Raw genomic sequence first — 15,249 nt, 5'->3', positions numbered from 1 at the left:
CACCCGAGCGTGAGGCTACCGCAGTTCGCGCTGCTCGGCCTGACGGCTGCGCTCGAGGTACGGCTTCGCCTTCTCGAGGCCCGACTCGAGCGCGTTGACGGTGCCCTCCATGTTCTTGGCGGCTTCGGCACGGAAGGTGTCGATCGCGTCCATGGTCTGGAAGACGTTGTCGAACGCGCGCTGCAGGGTCTCGACGCTGACACCAGCGGTGGAGGCCTGCTGGTGGATGCGCGTGGTCTGGTCCTTCAGCATCTCGCTCGTCTGCAGGATCATGTTGTTCGTCGTGGTGTTGATCGCGTCGATCTGGTCGAGGACCATCTTCTGGTTCGCGAGGGCCTGAGCGACGACGACGGCGGTCCGCAGGGCGGCGATCGTCGTGGTGCGAGCGCGGTCGACACCCTTGATGAGCTCGAGGTTGTTCTTGCGGATGAGGTCCATCGCGAGGTAGCCCTGCACCGAGACGGCGAGCTGCGTGAGGATGTCCTGGTGGCGCTGGCGCACGGGGAAGAGGACGTCGGCCTCGAGCTTCTGCGCCTCCTCGATGCGTCCGGAGGAGCGGGCTTCGTCGATCTTGGCGACGCACGCGGCGTCGAGCGCCTTCGCGAAGACGGCGTACTCGCTGAGCGCCTGCATCGTCTCCCAGAGCTGGACCTTCTCGCCGGCGAGGGCGGCGTTGTCCTTCAGGAGCTCGTCCTGGCCGGCCATGAGCGACTTGATGATCTTGTCGAGCTGGGTCTGCGCGGACTCGTACTTCTGGAAGTACTTGGCGAGCTTGTTGCCGCCCGGGATGAACCCGAGGATCTTGCGGCCGACGCCGAGGTCCGCCTGGTTCGGCGTGAGGTCCTCGACGGTGCTGCGGAGGTCGCCGAGCGTGGTCGCGACCTTGATCTGCGCGCTGTCACCCGAACGCTTCGCACCGGCGACCGAGGTCGACGAGCGGTCGAGCATACGGGAGGAGTACCCGCTCGACTGCACCATCTCCTTGCCGCCGATCTGGGAGATGCCCTCGATCTTCTGCGTGAACTCGGGCGAGCGCGGGTCGAGCGTCGCCACCTCGGTCACGAAGGAGCGCGCCTGCTGCTGGATCTCCGTCTGGCGCTCTGCCGGGACCGGGACCATGCCCGGTGCCTCTTCGGCCTGCACGACGTCCGGTGCATCCGGAGCGTGCAGCACGAGGGAGGCTGCTGCCTGTTCGTTGGCGTCTGGCGGAGTGAGTGGCGTGCTCATGCGGTCGACCTTGCTCTCGTGTGTGGCTTGCTCGTGGTGGAGGTGTCGGTGCTCAGCCGAGCGGGACGCCGAAGTCGCCGGCGATGCCGGCGAGACCGGTGGTGTAGCCCTGGCCGACGGCCTTGAACTTCCACTCGGATCCGTTGCGGTAGAGCTCCGAGAACAGCATGGCGGTCTCGGGAGCGGCGTCCTCGCTGAGGTCGAAGCGGACGATCTCGGTACCGTCCTGGTCGACGATGCGGCAGTAGGCGCCGCGGACCTGGCCGAAGTTCTGGCGGCGCTCGTCGGCCTTGTCGATCGACACGGCGATCACCACGCGCTCGACGTCTGCGCCGACCGCGTTCAGGTCGACCGAGATCTGCTCGTCGTCGCCCTCACCGTCGCCGGTGCGGTTGTCACCGAGGTGCTTGACCGAGCCATCCGCCGACGCGGGCTGGTTGTAGAAGATGAAGTCGGCGGAGGAGCGCACCTTGCCGTTCGCGCCGATCAGCAGCGCCGAGGCGTCGAGGTCGAAGGCCTCACCGCTCGTGGTGCGCGGGTCCCACCCGAGGCCGACCGTCGCGACCGTCAGGCCGGGGCTGGTCTTGGTGAGCGAGAGGTTGCTGCCCTTTTCGAGGGTGAGTCCTGCCATGGTGATCGGTGCTCCTTCGACGTTGTCGGCGTGGTCCGCCGATTGGGACTGGTTGGTGCTGAAGCTGATGTCGGGCCTAGAGGGCCTGGGCGGCCGGGCCGAGCAGGTCCATGACGGAACGCCCGTTGGCGCGCTCGCCGATCGCCTTGAAGGTCCAGCCGTTGCCCTCACGCGAGACCTTCGACATGATCATCGCGGTGTGCGGACCGGAGTCGGTGAGCTGGTAGCGGGCGACCTCGGGCGAGCCGGGGGTCGAGTCGTCGATGATCCGGCTGAAGGCGTTCTGCACGGTGTCGAAGGTCTGGCGGCTGTAGCTGCTGATCACGAACACGATCTGCTGGACGGACGGGGCGACCTTCGAGAGGTCGACGAGGATCGTCTCGTCGTCGCCGTCGCCGGCGCCCGTGAGGTTGTCGCCGGTGTGCGTGGCGGAGCCGTCCTTGCTCGCGAGCTGCTGGAACCAGATGGTGTCGAGCACCTTGCCGGTGGCGTCGAAGAAGATCGCTGAGGCGTCCAGGTCGATGTCGGGTGCGGACGAGCGTCCGAAGAAGCCGCGCTTCACCGGTGCGACGCCGTCCCAGCCGAGGCCGAGGCGGATCCGCGTGAGCGAACCGCCGTCCTGCTTCGTCAGTGAGAGCGACTGGCCCTTTTCCAGACTCAGACCCATGGTTCCGTCTCCTAGATGCTTCATCGTGTTGCTGGTGGTGAGGTGTGGGACGTGCGCCCCCGGCCGAAGCTGGGAGCGCACGTCCACGTTATCGGTTCGGCCGGGCGAGCGCCCGGATTCCCGGTCCGTTCAGAGCAGGCCGCGCGAATCGGAGTTCTTGGCCTGGAGCTCGTGCGCTCGGGAGAGCAGCCGCTGGAGCTCTTCGTCCTCGGCCGCCTTCGCCTGGTGCTTGGGCTTCAGGTTCGCGAACGACTTCTGGCGCTCGACCATCCGGGTGTAGCTCGTCTCGAGTTCGACCTCGTCGACGTGGTGGCCGTCCGGGATGCCCTCGGGTGAGTCGGCGTGGAGGACGATCTTCTTCGCCTGGCTGCGGGCGTCGCTGATGATCGTGTGCGCGCGGCCGGCCGGGCTGAGGAGCGACAGCAGGACCGTCACGATGAGGATGCCGACGATGACGGCGAGCGAGAGGCCGGTCTCGATCTCGAAGACCGGGATGTGCTCTCCGCCGTTGAGGAACGGCAGGGTGTTCTCGTGCAGCGCGTGCAGGACGAGCTTCACGCCGATGAAGCCGAGGATCGCCGCCAGGCCGTAGCTCAGGAAGATGAGGCGGTCGAGCAGGCCGTCGATGAGGAAGTAGAGCTGACGGAGGCCGAGGAGTGAGAACGCCGTCGCGGTGAACACGATGTACGGGTTCTGCGTGAGGCCGAAGATCGCGGGGATCGAGTCGAGCGCGAAGAGCAGGTCGGTGCCGCCGATGGCGACCATGACGAGCAGCATCGGGGTGAGGACCTTCTTGCCGTTCTCGATGGTGACGAGCTTGTCGCCGTCGTAGCGGTCGGTCGTCTTGAACAGGCGCTTGGCGAGTCGGATGACGAAGTTGTTCGCCTCATCGTCGCTCTCCTCCTCCGGGCGGAGCAGCTTGATGGCCGTGAAGATGAGGAAGCCGCCGAAGATGTAGAACAGCCAGGACCAGGCGTTGACCGCGGCCGCGCCGAGGAAGATGAAGCCGGTGCGGGCGATCAGCGCGAAGACGATGCCGAAGAGCAGCACCTTCTGCTGGTCGGCACGCGGCACGCGGAAGCTCGACATGATGATGAGGAAGACGAAGAGGTTGTCGACCGACAGGGCCTTCTCCGTGATGTAGCCGGCGAAGTACTCGGACCCGAGCGTCCCGCCGCCGAAGATGAGGACACCGACGCCGAAGAGGAGGGCGAAACCGACGTAGAGGGCCGACCACTTCGCGGCTTCCGGCAGCGTCGGCTCGTGGGCCTTGCGCACGTGGAAGATGAAGTCGAAGGCGAGGAGGGCCAGAATGCCGACGATCGTCAGCAGCCAGACGTATCCGGGGATTTCCATGGGCTGTATTCTCCGCAGCGCTCGAGGTGGGGGACGGGTGACGTTTAGTTGGTGCTGTCCCACTATATAGTTGGTATGGTCGAACCAACACCCGAACGCAGGTATTCAGGAAGAATTCAGCTATGAGCGATGAGGTCGACCCAGCCGACGCCGGCGCCGTCATCCAGGCGTCGCTCGCGTCCGTGCTCCGGTGGTCCACCCGGGCGGACAACCGGCGTTCCCTGCACGACGCCGAAGGCGCAGCACTGACCGGGACGGACGCGTGGCTCCTCGAGTACGTCATCACCGCCGGACCGATCCGCATGTCCACGGTCGCGGGCTGGATGGACGTCGACAAGTCGACCGCGACGGCCGAGGTGCGCCGCCTCGAGGAGGGTGGTCTCGTCGTCCGGGAGACGGATCCGAGTGATCGCCGCGCGGTGCTCGTGAGCGCGACGGAGGAGGGGCGGACCGCCCTCGAACGACACCGGCAGGCGGCACAGGAGGTCTACAACACCCTCGTCGGCAAGTGGAGCGAGCGCGATCGAGCGGAACTCGCCCGGTTGCTCTCGCGGTTCGTCGACGAGTTCTCCTGGGTCAGTGACGCCGTCTCGCAGCACAACGCGAGTCGGTGACCGGACGGCTTCACGGGTCGATGCGCACCGGGATCGGTCCCGTCCGCTCCGCCCGCGGTCCGTACACCCAGAAGCGGTAGAGCACGAAGCGGAACGCGGAACCGAGGGCCAGCCCGACGATGTTCGCCGACACGTTGTCCGCCAGCGGCGTCGTCAGGTGCATCGCGTCGTGGGAGACCCAGAGGCAGGCCAGGGCGATCGCGCCGCCAGCGAGGCTCACGATGCCGAACTCGAGCGCTTCGCGGCCGACGTCCGAGCGTCGATGCGCGCGGAAGGTGATGAGCCGGTTGCCCACCCAGTTGGCCACGATGGCGAGCGTGGTGGAGACACCCTTCGCCACGAGCAGCCCGGAGGTGCCGGTGTGGAGGAACACGGTGTACGCGAGGAGGTTGAAGACCCCGACGTCGACGAGGAAGCCGGCGCCGCCGACGAGGCCGAAGGCGGCGACCTCGCGGACGATCGGTCGCCGGAGCAGTGCGCGCGGATGCTTGAGGGGTCGGATCACCACCGCGTCACGACCTGACCAGCTCGAAGACGATGCTGCGGTGGACGGGGATGCGCTGCTCGACGTGGTAGCCGAGCGCCTCCAGATCCGCCACGTTCGGAGAGGTGCTCGAGCCCTCGACGACCCAGACGGTGTCGTGGCCGATGAGCCGGTCGTGGATCTCGGACAGCGGCGCGGCCAGGTCCCAGAGCTCGGGGCGGTCGCGGTAGCTCGTCTCGAGTGCCACGTCGTCGAGGCCGGCGAACGCCTGCGGGTAGAGGTCGATCGCGAGCCGCGACTTGCGCGAGGGCTTCACCGACTGGTCGAAGACGACCGCGTCGCCCGGCGAGGCATGGGCCTGGACGACCTCCGCGGTCTGCCGGAGGTCGCTGCCGTCGTCCTTCGCGTAGGGGCCACGCTGTTCCGCGAGGACCGGGATCGCGAGCGCCAGCACGAGCGCGACACCGACCGCGGTCGCCACCGCGCGGTCCACCTGCTTCGGGAGGAGGTCGACGATCGTCCGGAGTCCGAGCGCCATCATGATGGCGACGGCCGGGACGCAGAAGGTGACGTAGCGGAGGTTGTACATCGGCGTCACGAGGGTGTTGCCGATGATGAGCAGCGCAGTCGGCGCGAGCGCCCACACGGCGATCATCGCCAGGGCGCGACGCTGTCGGGAGGATCGGCGGACCACGAGGACCCCGATGGGGGCGAGCGCGATGAGCAGCCAAGCGAGCACGGCGAAGGCCGGCGTCTGGAACCACTGGCCGACGAGCACCGATTCCGGCGTCGCGTAGTCCCGCCTGCCGAGGAACGCGATCTGCTCACGTTGCGCGATGCCGGCGATCACGATCGGAGCGCCGAGGACCAGTGCACCGACGAGGGACCAGCCCCACGCTCGCATCACCCGCCGCCCGGGGCGCTGGAGCACCATCCACGTGGCGTGCACGATGAGGAGCATCGCGAGGTACAGGAACAGGTACATCGAGGCGGCGCTCGCGATGGCGAACAGCGCCCAGCTGCGGCGTGACGTGGACCGACGACGCACGAGCGACACGAACCAGACCGTCAGCCACACGACCGCGGCCATGCCCAGTGCATAGGAGCGCGTCTCGGCGCCCATCCTCGTGACCTGGGGGATGACGGCGAACACGAGGCCCGCCGTGATGCCGATCGCCGGGGTGAAGATGGACCGCGCGAGCACGACCGTGCCGGCCGCGGCCAGACCGACGCCGATCGCGCTCGGGAACCGTGTGACAGCCTCGGCGGTCCCGAAGGCGCCGGTCCAGACGTGCAGGAACACGTAGTACAGGCCGTGGACGGCGTCGATGTGGCCGATCATCCCGAACAGGACGGGGAGGGGGCGTTCGGCGGCGAGGACGCTCGCCGCCTCGTCGCCCCAGTACGACGGCGTTCCGATGCCGATGAGCGAGACGAGGGTGGCGAACAGGCCGACGACCCAGGGTGTGGCGCGGCCGCCGAGGAGGGTGTGGAGAGCGTCCCACCGACGGCGCGAGGGCGCGGTCGGGACGGTGATCGTCGCAGTCATGGGTTCCCCTCGGACGCGACAACCTGGCGCGTCGTCTCATCGTCCGCCGCTCGGATGAACGCCAGCAGAGAGGTTCCTGAGAGGGCGCGGGGGATCCCGCCCGGACCCGACGGCACGTGGACGGACGCCCCAGTGGGGAGTTGTCCCCATCGCGCGGCAACGGCGCGCGGGACAGACTGCTGGAGTCCGCCGCCGAAAGGAATCCCGATGCAGCTCTCCCGCGTCACCGCCCTGATCACCCTCCCCGTCGCAGCCATGCTCGTGCTGGCCGGATGCTCCACGCCGTCGGCCCCCGACGCGAAGCCGACGGAGAAGGCCTCGTCGTCCGCGACGTCGAAGCCGACCTCGACCGGATCGGCGGACGGTGAGGTCACCGAGCCTGGAGCGCAGGTCGGGATCGATGAGCCGATCGTCTACGAGTCGCAGGGCACGGACGGCGTCACCGCGCTCATCAGCGCGAAGCTGACCGAGGTCACCCCCGCGACGGCCGACCAGGTCGCGTTCCTCAAGACGCAGTTCGACGGCGGGGAACTCGACGGCTACGACATCACGCTCATCCGGCTCGAGATGACCAAGGTGTCGGGCGACCCGGTGGCGTTCAACAGCGACGCGACCTCGTTCGCGCCCGTCGACGCCGATGGCGAGAAGGTCCAGGAGGCCACGCTCATCGGGTGGGACGAGTGCGGATCCGAGTCGTTCACCGAAGAGTTCGACGGTGGCGAGCCGATCACGCAGTGCTACGTCGCGGCGGCTCCCGCCGGTGGCAAGGCTCCGGCCGGCCTCATGTACGACGGCGGCTTCACCGACCCGAATCCGTACGACTCCTTCGACGGCGACCCGATCCTGCTCATCAAGGACTAGCGGTACTGCAGGCCTGAGTGCCCTTCGACAGGCTCAGGGGCCGAAACGTTGCGGGTTGACTTTTCCCGGTCACTGAGCTTGTCGAAGTGCCCACGAGGACCCCTCCTCGTTCCGGGCACACCTCTCCCGGTCACTGAGCTTGTCGAAGTGCCCACGAGGCCCCTTCCTCGTTCCGGGCACACTTTTCCCGGTCACTGAGCCTGTCGAAGTGCCCACGAGGACCCCTCCTCGTTCCGGGCACACTTTTCCCGGTCACTGAGCTTGTCGAAGTGCCCACGAGGATGCCTCCTCGTTCCGGGCACACTTCTCCCGGTCACTGAGCTTGTCGAAGTGCCCACGAGGATGCCTCGTCGTTCCGGGCACACTTCTCCCGGTCACTGAGCTTGTCGAAGTGCCCACGAGGACCCCTCCTCGTTCCGGGCACACTTCTCCCGGTCACTGAGCTTGTCGGAGTGCGGCACAGCTCGGGGACCGAAGCGGTCCGGGCACGCTTCTCCCGGTCACTGAGCTTGTCGAAGTGCCCACGAGGATGCCTCCTCGTTCCGGGCACACCTCTTCCGCTCACTGAGCCTGTCGGAGTGCCCACGAGGAACCCTCCTCGTTCCAGGCACACCTCTCCCGGTCACTGAGCTTGTCGGAGTGCGGCACAGCTCGGGGACCGAAGCGATCCGGGCACACTTCTCCCGGTCACTGAGCCTGTCGAAGTGCCCACGAGGAACCCTCCTCGTTCCAAGCACACCTCTCCCGCTCACTGAGCTTGTCGAAGTGCCCACGAGGACCCCTCCGACAGGCTCAGGGACCGCGGCGGGGGTCAGAACGGTGCGGGGTCCGGTTCGGTCCGATGATGCTTTCCGTCGGGTGTCGTCCACCCGAGCACACCACCGGGACCGTGGTCGAGGTTCCACCCGGGGAGGTGCTTCATCCGGTGGTGATGTCGACACAGGCACGCGAGATTGCCGACATCCGTCGTGCCGCCGTCTTCCCAGGCAACCGAATGGTCCAGGTCGCACGCTCTGGCGCGCCTGCCGCAGCCCGGTGCCCGACAGGTGCCGTCTCGCAGGCGGACCGCGCGCTGCAGGTCGGCTGGAACCCGGTACTGCTTCCGCCCGACGGAGAGCACCGCACCCGTCTCGGGCTGGACGAGGATGCGGGTGAAGCTTGGTGCGTTCACCGCGATGCGTGCCGCTGTCTCCGGGTCGATGGGGCCGTAGCCGTCGAGGATGGCCGGAGCGTCAGAGACGCCGGCCATGGTGAGCGCGGGGACGGTGATCTGCACGGTCGGCTTGATGTGCTCCTGGACCTCGATCGGGTGCGGGAGCACCGGGCTGGTCATGATGTCGTCGGGTGTGACGCCGGTGAGCGCGAGGGCAGCGAGGGCGTCCGCCTGGAGTTTTGCGCAGGTGCGGGTGTCGCCTGCGGCGCGTGACTCCGCCGCGGCCGCTTCGACGCGCTCGATGATGCCCTGGGCGATCGGTGCCGTGATGAAGAGGTGCACCCAGGCCATGCCGTCGGCTGCGGGTTCGAACTCGACGCGGCGGTCGGCTTCCGACCGGACCGCTCGGGCGGTGATCGATTCAGGGTGGAGGCGCTCGCGCAGGACGCGGGCGCGCCTGCGGAGGTTCGCGTTGGTGGACTCCTCCGCGACCGGCAGGACCTCAGCGAGGAACACCGCCCGCCCCGCGGTCGGCACGTCACTGAGTTGATCGATGATCGTCTGCGCGTGCCGCGCTGAGATGCGGCCGGCTTCAAGGGACTCAAGTACCGCGGGCGCTTCGTTCACCAGGCGCTCGGCGTCGTTCGTCGCCCGCTGAACTGTCTGCTCAGGCGTTCGGGTCGCCATCGCGAGGGCTGCGCAGGTGGAGCGGCGGGAGAGCGCCAAGCGCTCCGCCGGCGGGAACACGGCCGGAACGACCGAGTCGGCGAGCGCGTCCGCATATGCGGCGGAGCGAGCCAGCAAGCGCGCCTCTCGTGCGTCGAGAGCCGCCCGCAGCCGCTGGATCTCCGCGTACTCGTCCGAGAACTCCGCGAGCTGCGCGGCGTACTCGTCGCTCGCGCGGATCGCGGTGGTGGTGGTCTCGGTCATGGAACCAGTCCACCATGGACCACTGACATTCCAGATGACGAGTCGGCGCGGTTGTGGAAGTATCCTCGTGTGCCCTTCGACAAGCTCAGGGACCGGAGGAAGGGTGCCGGAGCGAGATGTTCCTCGTGGCCCTTCGACAGGCTCAGGGACCGGGGGAGGTCGGTCGGATCGGCGGGTGTTCCGTGTGCCCTTCGACGGGCTCAGGGACCGGGGGAGGTCGGTCGGATCGGCGGGTGTTCCGTGTGCCCTTCGACAGGCTCAGGGACCGGGGAGGGGACCCAGGGACCGGGGGAGGTCGGTCGGATCGGCGGGTTTTCCGTGTGCCCTTCGACAGGCTCAGGGACCGGGGAGGGGACTCAGGGACGGGGGAGGGGACTCAGGGACCGGGGGAGGACAGACGAACGCCGGTGACCCGTGAGGGCCACCGGCGTCCGTGTGATCGGGAGGTCAGTTCTTGAACGCGTCCTTCACGTTCTCACCGGCCTGCTTCACGTCGGACTTGGCCTGGTCGGCCTTGCCCTCCGCGACGAGCTTGTCGTTGTCTGTCGCCTTGCCGACGGCCTCTTTGGCCTTGCCCGCGAGGTCTTCGGCGGCGTTCTTGATCTTGTCTCCTGCGCTCATATGGTGCTCCTCACATGTTCTTCGGGCTGTCGATCCGCACTGATCGAATCCGACAGGGCGACCTGGTGGACGCCCTTCACTTCTACACCCGGGAGCTCCACGTCCGGGCGGGGCTCCAGCAGACTCCCAGAGAACTCCCCGGACCGCAGACCCGGGGTGGCGAGCAGCACGCCGTCATGCGTGGCGGCCAGCACGTCGATGTCGAAGCGGTCCGCGAGGTCGTCGAGCGTCGCCGGGCCACCCGCCAGGATCGCGGTGGCGAGCACGTCTGCGGTCACGATGTCGGCGGCCGCGACCGTGACCTGCACCAGGTCCTGACCGCCCGGCACTGCTCGACGCCAGATGTGCTCGCCGCGCTCGCCGATGCCCGACGTCGCCACGGCCCGCCGCGGTGCCGGGAGCGCGAGCGCGGTCAGGAGCGCGGACCGGTCGGCCGGGTCGACGATACCGGCCTGCCACGGCACACCGCCCTCTGAACCGCGGACGAGGACGTCGCCTCCCACGTTGAGCAACCAGTCCTCGATGCCGGCTGCGTCGAGGACGGCTCCCGCCGCGGCGATGGCGACGGCCTTGACGACGCCGGAGAGATCGACGACCCCGTCCGGCCGGTGCGGGGTGAACGCGCCGCCGGTCGCGTCCCGCCAGGCTAGGGCTTCGGCATAGCGATTGCGCATCGCGGCACTCGACGCCGTCAGGCTCAGTTCCCCTCGGGCGATGCGGCTCGCCTCGGAGTCGGACCGGTACAGGCTGAACCGTTCGTCCACCGCCGCGAAGACCGCCTGCACTGACGGGAGCACGGCGTCGAGTCGCGCGTCGCCAGAGGGGAGGCGGACGCTCGCGACCGTGCCCATCGTCGCGAAGGTGCGGATCATCGGAGCGTCACCGGCCCGGTGGTCGTCCGAGCGGGTCCCGCCCATCACAGCCCCGCCTGGTCGATCGCGGACTGCACCGAGGACAGGTAGCCGTCGGTCGTGTAGGTGGCGCCGCTCACGGTCTGGACCTGTGACGACTGCGCGGCGAGGACCTCCTGCCGGAGGATCGGGGCAGCCCGGTTCGAGATCGACACCGAGCGACCGTCCTGATCGGTGAGGTGCAGGGCGGTCACGTCGGTGATGGCTCCACCGCTGACGGTGATCTGCACCTGGACGTCTCCGTAGCGGGTGCGCTCGGAGGTGCCGGTGTAGGTGCCGTCGGCGGCACCAGCCGGAGCTGCGGACGCGGGAGCCGCAGCCGACGGTGCCGCGGCGGGCGCCGTGCCGGAGGTGGTCCCGGTGCCGGAGCCCGCGCTCGTCCCCGAGCCGGTCGTCGTCCCGGAGGCTCCGGTCGTCGTCGTGGGTGCCGTCGTCAGGCCGGCGCTGCCGAGTTGCCATCCGCCGAGGAGGACGGCTCCGGACGCGAGGATGCTCGCGATGGTCGCTCGAGTCCTCACCAGTCGAACCTCTCCACGTGGATCTGCTGTTCGGGGAGCCCGGCGGCCCGCGCGTCCCGGACGACGAGGTCAGTCCAGACCGACGGCCCGCAGACATAGAGGTCGGATTCCAGCAGCTGGGGGAAGACCGACTCGATCGTCACGCCGCGACTGATCGACTCCGCAGACATCCAGGTGTCGATCCCGTTCGGACGTCGGCCGAGCATCGTGTAGAGCCTGCTGCCGTTCCGATGCGCGAGCGTCTCCATCTCGTCCCACAGGTACGCCTGCGAGTGGTCCGTCCCGCGGAGCAGGACCGTCGCCTCGCCGGGGGCGACGTCCGAGTGCTCGAGCAGCGCCCTCGCGGGGGTGATCCCGATGCCGGCGGTGATGATCGCGAGTCGAGGAGCGGTGCGGGCGAAGGAGGTGAAGATGCCGTAGGGGCCCTCGATCGAGACCGGCGTCCCCGGCTGCAGGCGGGCCAGTCTGCCCGTCCCGGCACCGAGCTCACGGACGGTGATCCGTGCGCCCTCATCGGAGGGCACGGCCGAGAACGAGATCGGGTGGGCGTGCCACCAGGTTCCCGCGCTCCAGAACCGCCAGATCGCGTACTGACCGCCGTGCGCACCGAGGCGTCGGAGATCCCGTCCGCGCAGGTGGATCGAGGACACCCCGGGGGCGATCGGTTCGACCGCCACCACCCGGATGCGGTGGCGGAGCGTCCTGACGAGCGGGACGAGGAAACGGAACCAGGCGATCGATCCGAAGGCGAGGACGTAGAGCGCGATCCAGTACCCGCGCTCGAAGCCGCCCTCGGCGAGCACCTGACCGGTGGAGAGCTGGTGGGGAACCGCCACCAGGACGGCGACGTAGCTGAGCAGGTGGATCGCGTGCCATGCCTCGTAGGGGAAGCGTCGACGGACGGCGACGACCGAGGTCACGACCACGAGCACGAGCAGCACGGTTCCCAGCAGCGCGAGCAGCAGGTCGCCTCCGCTCATGAGCGAGACGGTCTCGGCGATGACCGAGGAGCCGTCGGTGATCGCGTACCCGACGATGAGGAGGACGCCGTGACCGAGGAGCAGGTACAGCGCGGGCTTGCCCAGGCGTCGATGCAGGGCCATCGCGACGTCTTGACCGACTGTCCGATCGATGAACGGGATGCGGGCGGCGAGCACCAGCATGATGAGGATGAGGTCGGTGCCGACGAGCCCGGCGACGATGCCCAGCGCGGTGACCATGGCTCCGGGCGAGCTGAGGTCACGGACGCCACCGCTTGCGAGCAGGAGCGCGATCGCGGCCGCCACGGACGTCCAGCAGAGGATGGCGAGGAGATCGGTGCGTCGGAGTCGACGGCGGTGTGCGCGACGGCGATCAGGGTCGTCCAGGCGCGCGGCGCGCGGTGCCTGGCGTTCGATGCGTTCCGTGGTCACGTCGGCATCCTCTCGATCGGGGTGACCAACTGGTGCCGGTCATCTCGCTCCAGCGTGTCCGGTGCTCCTCGACGGACCCCGGGAGATCGGGGCCTCCCGTGTTCGAGGTCTCACATGTTCGGGGCGTGGACCACCGGGAGTGCCACGACGACGGCCGCGCCTTGAGTGGTCTCCGGGTCTATGCGCGCCGTTCCGCCGGCACTGCGGGCGATCGCCGCCACCAGGGCGAGTCCGAGTCCGCTGCCGCCCGACGCCGCGTCCCGGGCCTCGTCTGGGCGGCTGAACCGCTCGAACGCGTGCGGGACGAACGCGTCCGGGAATCCCCGACCGGTGTCCGTGACCGTGAGCACGAGATCGTGGTCGGTCTGTCGGAGACCGAGCCGGACGCTGCCCGCGGGTGGCGTCGCCGAGATCGCGTTGGCCAGGAGGTTGTCGAGGACCCGTGAGAACGCGGTCGACGACAGCCCGACCGTCGCTGCGTCGTCCACGAGGTCGACCGAGAACTCGATCGCCGGTCCGTCCGGACCGGTGAGCAGGCGACCGCGATCCACGGCCTCCATGACCTCCGACTCCAGCGCCCGAGCCGTCGTCGCCCGCTCGTCGATCGGGTGCGCGTCGAGTCGCGAGAGTTCGAGCAGGTTGGCGGCGAGCTGCGCGAGTCGGTGGAGTGACCCCTGGGCTTCCCGGACGACCTGCTCGAGCGCGTCGGCGTCACCGAAGGAGCGGTGCGCGAGCTCCAGCTGGGTCGTCAGCACGGCGATCGGGGTGCGGAGTTCGTGACTCGCGGCCGAGACCATCTCGCGTTCCCGGGCGGCACCGGCTCGCGTCCGGCTGATGAACGCGTTGAGCGTCCGGGCGAGCTGTGCCAGCTCGTCCTCGGCCGGCCCGACCGGCAGGAGGTCTTCCGAGACGTCGGGGCCTGCGGCGGACGAGGTTCCGAGGGATTCGGCCGTGCGCCGCATGCGGTTCACGGGGCGGAGCGCGGCCGTCGCGAGGGCCCAGGCTGCGACGCCGAACACGACGACGAGGACGGCGGCGCCGATGAGGAGCGCGCGATCGAGCGCCTCGACCGTCAGATCGCTGCCGGCACCGCTGCGGGCCGCCCAGAGCTGCCACTCGCCGTCGGGCGTGCTCACGCGTTCGCCGACGACGGTGAACCGGACGCGTTCGTCCGTCACCACGGTGGAGACGCCGTCGGATGCGACCGTCGTCCCCTCCCGCCCGGCGTCGTCAGGGCCGCCTCGGCCGTCGGTTCCCTGGAGCACCTCGCGGATGTCGTGCGGCATCGTGTCGACCGGGACGGAGCCGTCGGGTGCGCGCACGGACACGAGGATCCCGGCCGCCGGATCGTCTGGAGCCTCGGACGGGTTCGCCCGGATGTCGGCCGCGAACGAGGCGAGGTCGCCCTCGGCGAGCGTGACCTCGGAGTCGTGCACGATCTGCTCGAGCTGCTGATGCATGGCGAACGCCGCGGCTGAGACCAGCACGGCGGCGACGAGGACACTGCCGAGCGTGATCCTCGCCCGGATGGACAACGCACGGAGCCGCCTCATGACGTGGCTCCGGCGACGTCGTCGATCGGGTCCAGGCGGTAGCCCGCGCCGCGGATGGTCGTGATCCGGAGCCCGGCGTCCGCCCCCTCCAGCTTCCGCCGCAGGTAGCTGATGTACTGATCGACGATCGTCGCCTCGAAATGCTCCGCCGACCCCCAGACCTCTTCCAGGATCTCGGCACGCGAGCGGATCAGACCCAGGTGCGTCGCGAGGTCGCGGAGGAGCGTGAACTCCTTGACACTCAGGGCGAACGGCGCGCCGCGGACCGTCGCCCGCACGGCCAGCGCATCCAAACGCAGCTCGCCCACCTGCACCACGGGCTGCGGGCTCCCCGTCTGCCGACGGAGTTGTGCGCGGATCCGGGCGCTCAGCTCGCCGAAGTGGAACGGCTTGGTGAGGTAGTCGTCGGCGCCGGCGTCGAGCCCGAAGATCCGGTCCTCGACCGCATCACGCGCCGTGATGACGATGATCGGCAGCATGCCGCCCGACTCGCGGATACGGCGGCACACCTCGAAGCCGCTCATCTGCGGCAGCATGACGTCGACGACCGCCACGTCGAGCGGTTCGTTCGCGAAGGCGATGAGGGCGTCGACGCCGTTGTCCACGAGCGTGACACTGTGGCCCTCCTCGCTGAGACCCCGCTGCACCAGTGCACCCATCGTCGGATCGTCCTCGACGACCAGCACCCTGGCCATCAGACCACCGGTCCCAGCGGTGCCGGACCGCGCTGTGTCGGACCGCCCAGCACCAGTGCACCCGTCG

Annotated in this window: 15 protein-coding genes; 2 read left to right on the top strand and 13 right to left on the bottom strand. The window is 69.0% G+C overall.

What is annotated here, in order from left to right:
- Positions 1-15 precede the first annotated feature (15 nt).
- The 4 genes from B9Y95_RS06875 to B9Y95_RS06860 form a co-directional block, all read right to left on the bottom strand.
- Positions 16-1,227, bottom strand: coding sequence for a toxic anion resistance protein (locus tag B9Y95_RS06875; RefSeq protein ID WP_079704610.1), 1,212 nt, complete (start codon positions 1,225-1,227; stop codon positions 16-18).
- Positions 1,228-1,279: 52 nt separating this feature from the next.
- Complete coding sequence (locus tag B9Y95_RS06870) at positions 1,280-1,858, bottom strand: TerD family protein (protein WP_085511185.1); 579 nt, start codon at positions 1,856-1,858, stop codon at positions 1,280-1,282.
- A gap of 76 nt (positions 1,859-1,934) precedes the next feature.
- Entirely contained in the window at positions 1,935-2,525 is a 591-nt protein-coding gene (locus tag B9Y95_RS06865; RefSeq protein ID WP_085511184.1) for a TerD family protein, read from the bottom strand.
- Between the two features lie 129 nt (positions 2,526-2,654).
- A complete protein-coding gene (locus tag B9Y95_RS06860; protein WP_085511183.1) occupies positions 2,655-3,881 on the bottom strand; it encodes a TerC family protein in 1,227 nt (408 codons plus the stop codon).
- Between the two features lie 122 nt (positions 3,882-4,003).
- Between B9Y95_RS06860 and B9Y95_RS21090 the strand changes: the two genes are divergently transcribed.
- Positions 4,004-4,495: a MarR family winged helix-turn-helix transcriptional regulator gene (locus tag B9Y95_RS21090; protein WP_085511182.1), complete on the top strand. Its 492-nt coding sequence runs from the start codon at positions 4,004-4,006 to the stop codon at positions 4,493-4,495.
- A 10-nt stretch (positions 4,496-4,505) separates the two neighbouring features.
- On the opposite strand, the gene B9Y95_RS06850 is transcribed toward B9Y95_RS21090, so the two are convergent.
- Positions 4,506-5,003: a GtrA family protein gene (locus B9Y95_RS06850; protein WP_234994018.1), complete on the bottom strand. Its 498-nt coding sequence runs from the start codon at positions 5,001-5,003 to the stop codon at positions 4,506-4,508.
- A gap of 4 nt (positions 5,004-5,007) precedes the next feature.
- On the bottom strand, positions 5,008-6,528 hold the full coding sequence (locus tag B9Y95_RS06845; RefSeq protein ID WP_085511181.1) for a glycosyltransferase family 39 protein: 1,521 nt from the start codon (positions 6,526-6,528) through the stop codon (positions 5,008-5,010).
- 207 nt (positions 6,529-6,735) lie between these two features.
- Between B9Y95_RS06845 and B9Y95_RS06840 the strand changes: the two genes are divergently transcribed.
- Positions 6,736-7,389, top strand: coding sequence for a hypothetical protein (locus B9Y95_RS06840; protein ID WP_064295872.1), 654 nt, complete (start codon positions 6,736-6,738; stop codon positions 7,387-7,389).
- 811 nt (positions 7,390-8,200) lie between these two features.
- Here the strand turns inward: B9Y95_RS06840 and B9Y95_RS06835 are convergent.
- The 7 genes from B9Y95_RS06835 to B9Y95_RS06805 form a co-directional block, all read right to left on the bottom strand.
- Positions 8,201-9,472 carry an HNH endonuclease signature motif containing protein gene (locus B9Y95_RS06835; protein ID WP_085511180.1) on the bottom strand — a complete coding sequence of 424 codons (1,272 nt, stop codon included), beginning with the start codon at positions 9,470-9,472 and terminating at the stop codon, positions 8,201-8,203.
- Between the two features lie 447 nt (positions 9,473-9,919).
- A complete protein-coding gene (locus B9Y95_RS06830; RefSeq protein ID WP_079704619.1) occupies positions 9,920-10,093 on the bottom strand; it encodes a CsbD family protein in 174 nt (57 codons plus the stop codon).
- On the bottom strand, positions 10,090-11,010 hold the full coding sequence (locus B9Y95_RS06825) for an FAD:protein FMN transferase (RefSeq protein ID WP_234994017.1): 921 nt from the start codon (positions 11,008-11,010) through the stop codon (positions 10,090-10,092). The genes B9Y95_RS06830 and B9Y95_RS06825 overlap by 4 nt, the downstream gene beginning before the upstream one ends.
- Complete coding sequence (locus tag B9Y95_RS06820) at positions 11,010-11,522, bottom strand: FMN-binding protein (protein ID WP_085511179.1); 513 nt, start codon at positions 11,520-11,522, stop codon at positions 11,010-11,012. The genes B9Y95_RS06825 and B9Y95_RS06820 overlap by 1 nt, the downstream gene beginning before the upstream one ends.
- Positions 11,519-12,934: a ferredoxin reductase family protein gene (locus B9Y95_RS06815; protein WP_085511178.1), complete on the bottom strand. Its 1,416-nt coding sequence runs from the start codon at positions 12,932-12,934 to the stop codon at positions 11,519-11,521. Before B9Y95_RS06815 ends, B9Y95_RS06820 begins: the two co-directional genes overlap by 4 nt.
- Before the next feature lie 110 nt (positions 12,935-13,044).
- On the bottom strand, positions 13,045-14,487 hold the full coding sequence (locus B9Y95_RS06810; protein ID WP_085511177.1) for a sensor histidine kinase: 1,443 nt from the start codon (positions 14,485-14,487) through the stop codon (positions 13,045-13,047).
- Positions 14,484-15,182, bottom strand: coding sequence for a response regulator transcription factor (locus B9Y95_RS06805; RefSeq protein ID WP_085511176.1), 699 nt, complete (start codon positions 15,180-15,182; stop codon positions 14,484-14,486). Before B9Y95_RS06805 ends, B9Y95_RS06810 begins: the two co-directional genes overlap by 4 nt.
- Between the last annotated feature and the right edge of the window lie 67 nt (positions 15,183-15,249).

It is taken from the genome of Plantibacter flavus, from assembly GCF_900177615.1.
In the GTDB taxonomy this organism is placed as follows: Bacteria; Actinomycetota; Actinomycetes; order Actinomycetales; family Microbacteriaceae; genus Plantibacter; species Plantibacter flavus.
Note: the sequence above shows the minus strand (reverse complement) of the source record. Positions and strands in the feature narration are given on the sequence as shown.